We start from the raw sequence: 12,661 nt of genomic DNA, 5'->3' as shown, positions 1-12,661 counted from the left end.
CATAAGTATTTTAGTACATATCAATATTTATAATAATCTTTTCCTGAAATTTAAACCACTGATCTGTTTTGCATAAAATAAATCCTAAAACCTCTATTACTTAACCTTATATCTAATATTTTAATAAAACACCAAATCATCTTTAAGATAGATACAAAAGAGACCCACCCCTATCGGGATGAGTCTCTTTTTCGAAAACTGAAATAGTCTAACTAACTATATTGAGGGATTTAACCTATGAACTATCTTAGTCTTCTTTTTTGCGTTTTCCTGCCAAACCTAGTCCAGCTGCCGCAAGGATTCCTCCGAGAGCCATAGTTGCCATAGACGCATCATCACCTGTTTCAGGAAGTGCTGGTCCTTTAGGAGCTTCTGGTGTAGTTGGTGGTGTCACTGGTGGAACCACTGGAGTTGGAGGAGTCGGTGGTGTTGGAGGCGTAGTTGGTGGTGTAGTTGGTGGTGTGTTTGGTGGAGTTGTTGGTGGTGTATTTGGTGGGATAACAGTGTTGTTGAACTCAGTATCTTCTGGCAATTGAGAAATCGCTGTCAAGACTTTACCATCTTTAGTTACAGAAACAACAACTGTGGCTACCATCTTATCATAAGTAACAGTTGCATCGTTACCTTTTACTTCTTCTACTGTATAGACGTGATTACCTTCTTCACCACGTTTGTACTCAAGGGCAGAGAACTTGATCTTACCATTAGCATCATTGCTTACAGTTTCGATAACATTACCCTTGCTATCTTTAAGTACAAAGCTAAACTCACCAGCTTTAAGTTGACGACCTTCAAGTTTCTTAGTGAATTCAAACTCAACCTTGGTTGGGATATTGACTACACGTTTTTCTGTTGGTTTTTCTGGTTTTTCAACAGATTTCTTAGTTGGGTCGTATTGGTGAACGATTTGTGACGCAGTATTTTCGATATCTACACCATCTTTGGCAGTGCCTTTGATAGTTGCAGGAATATCGAACTTGTAGTAGCGTCCGAATGCCAATTTGGCAGTATCAATCACTTGTGTATTTTCTGCATCACCAAGTGACTTAGTAAGGTCAGACTTAGATGTTGCAGTGATTACACCGTTTTCAACCTTGATATCAAACTTAGCTGTCACATCTTCCCCTGTTACAGAGTCGTATGCTTTAATATCTGCAACATTGATGTTCAAGTTTTCGCTGTCATATTTATCTGTAACACCAACAGATTGGATATTGTGAGCGTCAGTGAAGTTGTTTGTGTCAAGCCATACTTGGTAGACAAACTTATCACCTTTCTTGAGTGTCTTAGTATTGATATTTTCAGCTTCGTTGTTAGCTGTGCTGTCAGCGTAAGGATCCTTGTTAGTATCGCCTACTTTATCTTTCAACTCAGCATCATCGTCAACAAGTTTCATACCAGTGATATCGAATTTCTCTTTAGAAACAACGTATTTCTCTGGTTGGAACTTAGGTTTTTCTGGTGGACGAACAGTATTGTTGAATTCTTTATCAGCTGGGTCAGTAACCTTAGTGATAAGAGCTTTCGCTTTACCATCGTGTGATACTTCAACAGTGACAAGAGCTTTCATACCGTCGTATTGAACTGTGCTGTCAGTACCTTTAACTTCTTCTACTGTGTACTTGTAAGTACCTTCTTGGCCTTTCTTGAACTCAAGAGCTTTGAACTTAACGTTACCAGCCGCATCGTTCTTCACAGTTTCAAGAGTTTTACCTTCTGAATCTTTAAGGACGAAGCTGAATTCGTTAGCTTTAAGCTCACGACCTTCCAAACGTTTAGTGAAGTTGAATTCCACTTCAACTGGAACGTTGTTAACACGTTTTTCAGTTGGTACGTTTGGTTTTTCAACTTTCTTAGTTGTTGGGTTGTAGTAGTTAACAACTTGAGTAGCTGTATTTTCGATATCCACACCAGCTTTGATATCTTTCTTAACAGTTGCAGGAATATCAAATTTATAGTAACGACCAAACTCGAACTTAGTAGTGTCAATGACTTGAGTGTTTTCTGCATCGCCAAGTGACTTAGTGAAGCCATCTTTAAGGTTAGCTGTAATCACACCGTTAGCAAGTGAGATGTCGAATTTATCTGTAACATCTTTACCAGTTACTGAATCGTAAACCTTGATTGCTGATGCATCTACATCCAACTTAGTTTCATCAAAGTCATCTGTGATACCAACAGTTTGGATATGATCCTTGTTGTTAGCGTCAAATTGAGTTGTATCAAGCCATACTTGGTAGTAAAGTGTTTGACCAGGTTTAACTGACTTCGTATTCAAGTTTTCCAATTCGTTGTTTGATGCGTCATCAGCATAAGGGTTTGCATTGGTGTCTGAAACCTTGTTAGCCAATTCTTTATCATCATCAACGAGTTTAGTACCTGTTACATCGAATTTCGCTTCAGAAACAACATATTTTTCTGGTTGGAACTTAGGTTTTTCTGGTGGACGAACCGCATTGTTGAATTCTTTATCCGCAATTTGACCGACAGTTGCTACAAGAGCTTTAGCAGTACCATCATGAGAAACAGTGATTGTTACATTCGCTTTCATAGTATCGTATGTAACAGTTGCGTCTGTTCCTTTAACTTCTTCTACTGTGTACTTGTGAACGCCTTCTTGGCCTTTCTTGTACTCAATAGCTTTGAACTTAACGTTACCTTTGGCATCGTTCTTAACAGTTTCGATGACATTTCCTGCTTCATCCTTCAATTGGAAGCTGAATTCGTTAGCTTTAAGCTCACGACCTTCCAAACGTTTAGTGAAGTTGAATTCTACTTTAACTGGAACGTTAACAACACGTTTTTCTGTTGGTTTATTTGGTTTTTCAACAGACTTAGTTGTTGGGTTGTAGTAATGAACGATTTGAGAAGCTGTGTTTTCAATGTCTACACCACCCTTAACGTCGTCTTTGACTTTACCAACAATATCAAACTTGTAGTAACGTCCAAAGGCAAATTTAGTTGTGTCGATAACTTGAGTGTTTTCTGCATCGCCAAGTGACTTAGTGAAGCCATCTTTGAGGTTGGCTGTAATCACACCGTTTTCAACCTTGATATCGAACTTAGCTGTTACATCATCACCTGTGATGCCATCATATGCTTTAATATCAGCTACATTGATATCAACTTTATCTTCTTCATAGTCATCTGATACACCAACAGTTTGGATATTATTCTTTTCAGTGAATTTAGTAGTATCCAACCATACTTGGTAAACAACTTTTTGTCCAGGATATACGGTCTTAGTATTGATGTTAGCTTTTTCATTATTAGAAGCATCATCAACATAAGGATTTGCATTAGTTTCTGCAACCTTATCTTTCAACTCTTTGTCATCATCAAGAAGAGATACTCCCTTCAAATCGAACTTAGTTTCATTAAGAATGTATTTCTCTGGATTGAATTCTGGTGTTTCTGGTGGACGAACTTTGTTGTTGAACTCTTTATCGTTAGCGCTTGAAGCAAATCCGCCTGTTGAAGCGTGGTTAACGACAGTTGTAAGAACTTTGCCTTCCTTAGTAACTTTCACTGTTACAGTCGCTTTCATAGCATCGTAAGTGATTGAAGCATCTTTACCAGCTACTTCTTCAACTGTGTAAGTGAATGTCTTACCAAGATCATCTTTATTGAACAAGAGTTTTTCAAACTTGATGTGACCATCTTTATCGTTGGTTACTGTTTGAAGAACTTTGTGGTCTTTGTCTTTCAATACGAAGCTGAACTCACCTGCAGTCAACTCACGTCCTTCAAGTCGTTTAGTATAGTTGAACTCGAGTGGAACTGGAACGTTGTTTTCACGTGTTTGAGTTGGTTTTTCAGGAGTTGTAACTTTTTTATTGAATGGGTTGTATTGGTGAATTGTTTGGTTGGCTGTATTTTCAATATCTACACCGTCGTTAGCATCAATGTCTTTAACAACAGCTGGGATATCAAATTTATAGTAACGACCAAACTCAAATTTAGTTGTGTCGATGACTGGAGTAGCATCTGTTGCACTAATAGCTTTAGTCAAGCCTGCTTTAGACGTACCGTAGAGAACACCATTTTCAACCTTGATGTCGAACTTGTCAGTAACATCAGCACCAGTGATACCATCGTATACCTTGATATCAGCAGCGTTGATGTCAAGCTTATCTTCTTCGTAGTTATCTGTGATACCAACTGTTTGAAGATTGCTTTCTGCTGTGAAGTCACGAGTATCAAGCCATACTTGATAGTAGATCTTTTGACCACGTTTGAGGGTCTTACCATTCAAGTTTTGGATTTCAACTTTATCAGTTGAATCGTCGTCATCAGCAAGTTTGTTACCAATGATGTCGAAGCTTGGTTCTGAAACAACGTATTTCTCTGGTTTGAAGTTAGGAGTTACGTTGTTATCGAAAATTCTGTCGTCTGATTCATAAGAATTTCCACCAACTGTAGCATAAGAGATAACTGTTGATAATTGATTACCTGCTGAAGGTTGAATAACTTTAACAGTAACGTTGACTTTCATATTGTCATAAGTAACTGTTGTATCAGTTCCTTTAACTTCTTCTACAGTGTAGTTAAAGGTCTTACCAAGATCGTCTCTTCCATAATTAATAGTAGAGAAAGTTACTTTGCCTTTAGCATCATTCTGAACAGTTTCAAGAACTTTTCCTGCTTCGTCTTTCAAGACAAAGTTAAATTCCTTATCTTTCAATTGACGACCATTAAGTGTCTTACCGAAGATTAACTGAATAGCCATTGGAACATTGTTGACACGCTTTTCAGTTGGTTTCTCTGGTTTTTCGGTCTTCTTAGTAGTTGGGTTGTAGTAGTTAACTACTTGAGCTGCTGTATTTTCAATTTCAGCACCATCGTAAGCACCGTCAGAAACTTTAGCTGGGATGACAAACTTGTAGTAACGTCCAAATTCGAACTTAGTAGTATCGATGATTTGAGTGTTTTCTGCATCGCCAAGTGACTTAGTGAAGCCATCTTTAAGGTTAGCTGTGATTACACCATTAGCAATTGAGATGTTGAATTTATCAGTAACATCTTTACCAGTCTTACCATCGTAAGCCTTGATATCAGATACCTTAACATCCAATTTAGCTTCATCATAGTTGTCAGTAATACCAACAGTTTGGATGTTATCCTTATTGTTTGCATCAAATTTAGTTGTATCAAGCCATACTTGGTAGTTAATAGTTTCGCCACGTTTCACGGCTTTCGTATTGATGTTTTCTGCTTCGTTGTTATCAGCTTTATCAGCGTATGGGTTCGCATTTGTTTCTGCGTACTTATCTGTCAACTCTGCATCATCATCAAGAAGCTTAGTACCAGTGATATCAAACTTACCGTTACCATCGCTAAGAACATATTTCTCTGGTTGGAACTTAGGCTCTTCTGGTGGTGTTACACGGTTGTTAAATTCTTTGTCCGCAATTGCACCTACAGTCGCGATAAGAACTTTAGCTGTTCCATCGTGTTTAACTGTAACTGTTACATTCGCTTTCATTGTATCGTATGTAACGGTTGCGTCTGTGCCTTTAACTTCTTCTACTGTGTAGTTATGAACGCCTTCTTGGCCTTTCTTGAACTCAAGAGCTTTGAACTTAACGTTACCAGCCGCATCGTTCTTCACAGTTTCAAGAGTTTTACCTTCTGAATCTTTAAGGACGAAGCTGAATTCGTTAGCTTTAAGCTCACGACCTTCCAAACGTTTAGTGAAGTTGAATTCCACTTCAACTGGAACGTTGTTAACACGTTTTTCAGTTGGTTTAGTTGGTTTTTCAACTTTCTTAGTTGTTGGGTTGTAGTAGTTTACTACTTGAGCCGCTTTGTTTTCGATATCTGCACCAGCTACAACATCGTCTTTCACTGTTGCTGGAATATCAAATTTATAGTAGCGTCCAAATTCAAACTTAGTTGTATCAATGATTTGAGTATTTTCAGCGTCGCCAAGTGACTTAGTGAAGCCAGCTTTAAGGTTAGCTGTAAGAACACCGTTGTTATCAGTGATATCGAACTTGTTAGTAACATCTGCACCAGTTACTGAATCGTAAACCTTGATATCTGAAGCATTAACATTCAATTTATCCTTATCGTAGTTATCTGTGATTCCTACTGTTTGGATATTGTCTTTGTTAGCTGCATCAAATTTAGTTGTATCCAACCAAACTTGGTAGTAAAGTTTAGATCCACGTTCAACTGACTTAGTATTTAAGTTTTCTTCTTCGTTGTTGTTTGTATTATCGACATATGGGTTTGTATTTGTTTCACCATATTTATCTGTCAATTCAGAATCATCATCAACGAGCTTAGTACCAGTGATATCGAATTTCGCTTTAGAAACAACGTATTTCTCTGGTTGGAACTTAGGTTCTTCAGGAGGTGTTACACGGTTGTTAAATTCTTTATCCGCAGCGTCTGTTACGTTGGCAACGATTGCTTTAGCTGTACCATCATGTGAAACAACAACTTTAACAGTAGCAACCATTGTGTCATATTTGACAGTTGCATCTGTACCAGGAGTTTCTTCTACTGTGTAGTTGTAAGTCTTACCAAGATCATCGCGACCGAATTCAAGTGTCTTGAAGACAATCTTACCAGCAGCGTCATTCTTCACGCGTTCAACTTCAACGCCGTCTTTCTTCAATACGAATTCGAATTCGTTTGCTTGAAGTTCACGACCTTCCAAACGTTTAGTGAAGTTCATTTCCACTGGAACTGGAACGCTGTTAACACGTTTTTGTGTTGGTTTTTCAGGTTTTTCAACTGTCTTGCTCACTGGGTTGTAAACGTGAACTGTTTGGTTGGCTGTATTTTCAATATCAGCACCAGCTTTAACAGATTCTTTAACAGTTGCTGGAATATCAAATTTATAGTAACGTCCAAAAGCGAACTTAGTAGTATCGATAACAGGGTTGTTTACTTTATCTTTGATAAATGCTTCTTTAGAAGTTGCAGTGATTGTACCGTTTTCAACTTTGATGTCGAATTTAGCAGTCACATCTGCACCAGTTACTGAATCGTAGGCTTTGATATCAGATGCGTTAACGTTCAATTTATCTGCGTCGTATGTATCAGATACACCAACGTATTGGATGTTGTTAGCTTCTGTGAATTTAGTAGTATCAAGCCATACTTGGTATACCAATTTAGAACCACGTTTAACAGTCTTAGTATTCAAGTTTTCTGGTTCGTTGTTTGCAACACCATCAACATATGGATTCGCATTTGTTGCTGTGTACTCGTTACCAGGTACATCATCGTCGTCATCCATCAACTTGTTACCAGTGATGTCGAATTTCTCTTTAGAAACGACAAATTTTTCTGGTTGGAATTCAGGAGTTTCAGGAGGAGTGACTTTGTTGTTGAATTCTTTATCTGCAGTACCGTCAGTTGCGTTACCGTTAGCGTCTACACCACCAGTTGATGTAACGTTTGTAACAGTTGTCAATGTGTGACCGTTCTTAGCAACTTCAACTGTCACTGTAGCTTTCATCTTATCGTAAGTCATTCCGAATTCTTTGTTTTCAGGAATCACTTCTTCTACAGTGTAAGTGTGTGTACCAACTTTAGTATTGTCAAATGACAATTCTGAGAAGGTTACGTTACCAGCAGCATCATTCTTAACAGTTTCAACGACGTTACCAGCAGCATCTTTCAATACAAAGCTAAATTCACCAGCTTTAAGTTCACGACCAGCCAATTTCTTAGTGAAGTCAAACTTAGTTACAACTGGAGAAACCACATAGTTGTTGAACTCTGTGTCTTCAGGCATTGTAACAGCAGTACTCAAGAGACCTGTAGCAGCATCTTTAGTAACTTTAACTTTCACTTCTGCGTTCATTGTATCGTAATCGATGTTTGTATCGTTACCAGCTTTTTCACGCACAGTGTAAGTGTGTTCACCTTCAGCGCTGTATTCAATAGCATCAAATGTGATTGAACCATCTGCTTCATTTTTCTTAGTTTGAATAACATTGCCGTTTTCAAGCAATTCGAATGTGAAGGCACCTGCTGTGAGCGCTTTACCTTCAAGACGTTTAGTGAACTTAAATTGAGCTTGAGTTGGAGCTGATGTGAATGTATTGTTGAATTCTGTATCAGTTGGAAGAGTTGCTACAGCAGTAAGCGCATGACCTGACTTAGTAACAGTAACTGTTACGTTAGCTTTCATTGGGTCATAAGTCATACCTGCTTCAGAACCTTGAACTTCTTCTACAGTGTACTTGTGGTTACCAACTTGAGCATTTGTAAATGTCAAGGCATCGAAACGAACACGTCCGCTAGCATCATTTTGTTTTGTTTGAAGGACTCTACCATCTTTGTCTTTCAATACAAAGCTAAATTCGCCAGCTTTCAAGTTACGACCTGCAAGAGCTTTGCTGAAGTCAAATTGAGCAGTTACAGGAGCTACAACGTGGTTGTTGAAGATCTTGTCATCAGTACCAGTTGCTTCACCACCTGTTGAAGTCATTTCAGTCTTAGCAGCCAAAAGACCTGTAGTAGCATCTTTAGTAACCGTTACTTTAACTGCGATAGTCATTTCATCGTAGTCTACATCGGCATTGTTGCCTTTCACTTCTTTAACAGTGTAGTTGTAGACACCTTCATGGTCAAATGACAATTCGCTAAAGTTAATCTTACCGTTAGCTTTGTTGGTTACAGTTTCATTAACATTGTTATCACCAGTCAACGTGAAGCTAAAGTCACCTGCGTTCAAAGTACCATTTGAAAGTGATTTATCAAAGTCAAGGTTAACTTTAACCGCACCTGGTGTGAATGTGTTATTGAATTCTGTATCTGCTGGAAGAATGTTAGTTGCTTTAAGAACGTGGCCTTCCTTAGTAACAGTGATTGTTACTTCAGCTTTCATTGTATCGTAAGTCATACCAGCTTCTTTATTATCTGGGATAACTTCTTCTACAGTATACTTGTGAGTACCAACTTGAGTATTATCAAATGTCAAGTCATCAAAGGCAATAACACCACTAGCGCTGTTTTTCTTGGTCTGAAGAACATTACCAGTTGAATCTTTAAGAGCAAATGTAAATTCGCCTTCTTTAAGAGTACGACCTGCAAGAGCCTTACTAAAGTCGAACTTAGTCTTAACTGGAGCTACAACGTAGTTGTTGAAAATTTTATCATCTGCACTTGATTTGAATCCACCTTCAGCACTGTATTTAACCGAAGCTTGCAAATCACCAGCAGCATTTTTCTCAGTTACAGTAACTGTCATTGTAACAGTCATTGCATCATAATCGACGTTTGTATCTGAGCCTTTAACCTCAGTAATTGTGTAAGTGTATACTCCAGCTTTGTTAAATGTTAATTTACTAAATGTAGCTTTACCATTTTGGTTAGTTACTGTTTCTTCATATGAAGGAACTGATTTGTTAGCTTGCTCTTCTTTAATCTTAAAGCTAAATTCACCATTAACAAGTGTGCGTCCTTCAAGTTGTTTTTCAACTTCTGGAGTCACTGTTACAGGTTCTGACTTCACATAGTAGTAGACTGTTGGCTTGTATGGCGTCAAAGAGTTGAGCAAGTCAACGTTAGTACCAATACCTCCTACTCCACGCTCTAATTGTGCGTTTGGAGAAAGGTGACCGATATTATCTCCCAAGAATGGTACAAATACTGTCTTATACGGAGTGTAAGAAGCATCTCTTTGGAAATCAAATGGAACGTCCTTACCATTTGGATAGTTCGTTTTTGCCCCTGTTCTTGGATCAGTTACAGTGTGTGCAATCGTTTTAAGTGGTGTTTTCTTAACAACCAACTCTTCTTTGTTATAATCACCTGGTTTAATAGGCTTGGTTTCTGCTAGCAACATATAGCCATCAGTGTTCAATGTACCATCAGAACGTTTGTTTTGTTGTCTTGGATCTAATAAGTAAACACGAATAACAACAGATCCATCTTCTCCAACAATTTCTTTGATACGTTTTATTCCAGCACGATCAGCATCCATAAACTTGGTACCAACTGTATAAGGACGGCTAACATAACCAGTTTGTGAATCTGGAGTAGCTGTTTGATAAAGTTTGTAACCATCAAATTGACGTTCACCAGATGCTGTAAAGTGTTGTCCTTCCATCGCTTTCAGCGTGTAGTTGGCTAATGTTACTTCATTACCATTTGGTACATAATCTTGAACAGTTTTATCTGTTTTATTCGCATTAAATGAAGCATTATTTCTATCGACTACTCTATAGTAAGTTGATTTTTGAACAAATAATGGAATTTTAGCATTCGTATCTGTAATAGTACGACCATTATATGCTGGTTCTACAACGTTGATGATATCCGTTGAATTACGCGCAGCATAAACTGCATCATATAAAGCTTGTTCTGTAGGAGTTAGATTGTGTCCTGGAGCAACTAAAGCCTTGATACTTGCACCAACTTCATATCCAAGTTGGATAAACGGTGAATCTGTCTTCCCTGGTCCAGCACCTAAACCTTTATCGTAATCTACTTGCCAAGTTAACTCCCCATTAGAGGCTGCTTTTGTAGTCGTAAATTTTTGAATACCACTAGAAGCTGATACGGTTCTTGTTTCTAATACATTACCAGTGTTCTTGTCAACCAATTCAACAGTAGTATCTGTTGAAGCATCAAATCTCTTGTAAGCACGTGTATAGTAATTTGTATGGTAACGTTTGTTGAAATTAGTAAGATCTACGATACTATAAGTATAGTAGTCACCTTCTTTAGCTTGGTAGCCCGATGGCACTGTTTGAGAACGAACAGTTGCACCATTAGGATCCGTCATGTCTGGAGTAGCTTTTTCACCATCTTTAAGGTGAGTTTCTACAGAGACCGCCTCATAGTTGTGATCTGTCAAAGCACGTGTATTACGACGACGGCTACGACCTGTTGCCAAAGCACCAGCATTTGTGATATCACTAGCAGCACGGTCAAGTGTTGCACTACGGTCTGCAGCAGATCTTACAGAGTAAGTATTTGCTGTAACACGTGGGCTAACACTTGTAGCTTCTGCTGCGGTTTCAGCTGCTTCAGTATTTTCAGTTGCTGGAGCAGTTGTTGATGCTGTAGCTGAAGTGTTTGAAGCTGTTCTTGTTGAAGCTGGTGTTTCAACATTGTTGCTGGCTGTAGCTGTTGATGCTACTGTAGCTGGCTTAGCTGCTTCTGAAGTAGCTTTTTCTGTTGGCTTTGCAGCCTCTGAAGCTGGTTTAGAAGCTTCTGGTTTCGCAGTTTCTGTAGCTTGTTTGTCAGTTGCCTCTGCGGCAACCTTATCTGTTGTTGAAGCTTCTGGCGTCAAGTTAAATGTTGACGCAGTTGCCTCAGTTGAAGATACAGCTGCAGTAGGATCTGCTTGAGCTGTTGATGCTGTATTCGTCTCAACCAGTTCTGAAGAACTTTCGCCCTCAACTGATGAACCAGGGTTTGATGAAGAAGCATCAGATGCTACGACTTCATCAGCCTGTGCAGTGTGAGCAGCAAAGAGTGCCGTCCCCAACAAGACTGAAGCGACACCAAATGAATATTTACGCAATGAAAAGCGCTGGCGCCTGTTGAAAATGTCTTTCATGTTTAAGTCTCCCTCTAAAAAAATAGTTAGTTATAGATACATGATTATAAGTTAATTCCCCTCATATCCATGATTCTTTTTCATTCTAACATTCTGACAATTTAGAGTCAAGTGATTAAACAATGTTTTTTAAAAAAAGTTTAGTTGTCTGATAATTGTAAGAGCGACGTTATTTACAAAAAACATAAAAACGTTAGAAACCTTTTATTTATAACATGTTAAGCGTTTTCTAAAATAAGGCGACAACTACTGTTTTCTAATATTTCATTATATAAATTACGCTTTTCTAAAATAAATTAACTCGGATTTCATTTGTTATTTTCTAATAAAAGCGTCAAAGATTCCAAACCCATCTCATGTTCCATAAATACTTGAATCACCATATATAAACAGAAGTAAGTTCTAAAAATAGTAATTTAAACCTATAATCCGAAAGAAATAATATTATAAAAATAAATTAACATCTTATAATATACACTATATTATTCTCACTTTAATCCATAATAATGGCAATATACGCACACAACCTCTCATTTCTTTCCCTTTTACACTCATATAGATATTTTTATCTTTAATGAAAATGGCATATACATCTAGTCCTAACCTTAGAATAACTTTATCCGTCTAAAATAATACTAACATCTTCTTCGTTTAACAGTATTTCTTCATTAACACTAGTAAAATCTTAAAGAAAGTTTGCAACAATCCAACATCCATAATTGCTCTCACCTGTTTAGCATACTAGTATTCAACTTAAAAAAGAGTCTCATAAGTTAGGATTAATAGAGAATGAGTCCTAGTATTTTCTAACTTCAAAAAATCAAAAGATAACAAAACCTGTGAGAAAAATTATGCCTACTAGTATCTTATTCAAATACAAATGAAAGAATAACCAACGATATTACGAAATAATTTCAATACTCAAATAGTACCAGTAATACATTTCTATCTTATAAGAGATCTTTGAGTACCCAATTACAAAGCAACTACCAGAAAGTCTCCTCCCTTTCCAATACTGTTAACTAATCGGACTACTAGATGTTATCTTTAATGTCGCTCCCTATTGCTTCTATGAAACTTCTACCTCCCATCATCTTAATCATAAAATGAGTAATGATAGTCTATTGA

Annotated in this window: 1 protein-coding gene; it reads right to left on the bottom strand. The window is 37.7% G+C overall.

Annotated features, from left to right (window positions below; all coding sequences use genetic code 11):
• Positions 1-247: 247 nt before the first annotated feature.
• Positions 248-11,533 (bottom strand): FctA domain-containing protein, encoded by an 11,286-nt coding sequence (locus tag NSQ79_RS03030; RefSeq protein WP_339313829.1) that lies wholly within the window; start codon positions 11,531-11,533, stop codon positions 248-250.
• Between the last annotated feature and the right edge of the window lie 1,128 nt (positions 11,534-12,661).

The organism is Streptococcus sp. FSL W7-1342 (assembly GCF_037966635.1).
In the GTDB taxonomy this organism is placed as follows: Bacteria; Bacillota; Bacilli; order Lactobacillales; family Streptococcaceae; genus Streptococcus; species Streptococcus salivarius_D.
This window is presented reverse-complemented; position numbering and strand designations above follow the sequence as displayed.

Coding starts and splice junctions, on each gene's coding strand:
- NSQ79_RS03030 (WP_339313829.1), bottom strand. CDS start 11,533: ATGAAAGACATTTTCAACAGGCGCCAGCGCTTTTCATTGCGTAAATAT.